The organism is Vibrio sp. ZOR0018 (genome assembly GCF_963865925.1).
In the GTDB taxonomy this organism is placed as follows: domain Bacteria; phylum Pseudomonadota; class Gammaproteobacteria; order Enterobacterales; family Vibrionaceae; genus Vibrio; species Vibrio anguillarum.
In genome coordinates this window covers 1-388 of sequence record NZ_CAWMCN010000150.1, presented here as the reverse complement: position 1 = coordinate 388, position 388 = coordinate 1, and the positions used below count along the sequence as shown (strand labels likewise).

Sequence of the window (388 nt, the reverse complement as noted above, 5' to 3'; positions counted from 1 at the left end):
AGTAACGTAAGTCCGTTCCAGTTTGGTAAGTTAGCCTGTTTGAACCAATGACTTTGCGTACACTCAAAGAGCGCTTTAGCGGCTGACTCACCAAGGTTTTTTCTTCGCTGTGTTAATGCACTTGGAACAACAAATGGCTTACCTGTGCGGTCAACAATATCGAGCATATTGACAATGTCAGCCATGGATTTATCGTTATAAATAGCCATGCCAACCAGTAACCATGCCATCGACTCTAAAGTGAGCTTTCGTTTTCTTAGAGTAACGGTATCAGTAAGCTCATAAGCACTATTGATGAGCTCAATGGACAAGAGGTCTGCGAGTGTTTCAACTTGATTGGGTTTATAACTGTTGATGATATCGAGGGCTTGAGAAACGTGCATAAAAA

Annotated in this window: 1 protein-coding gene; it reads right to left on the bottom strand. The window is 41.8% G+C overall.

Annotated features, from left to right (window positions below; all coding sequences use genetic code 11):
* The coding region (locus AACR75_RS17180; protein ID WP_047691179.1) for a transposase domain-containing protein at positions 1-383 on the bottom strand (383 nt) is incomplete at its 3' end.
* Positions 384-388: the final 5 nt, after the last annotated feature.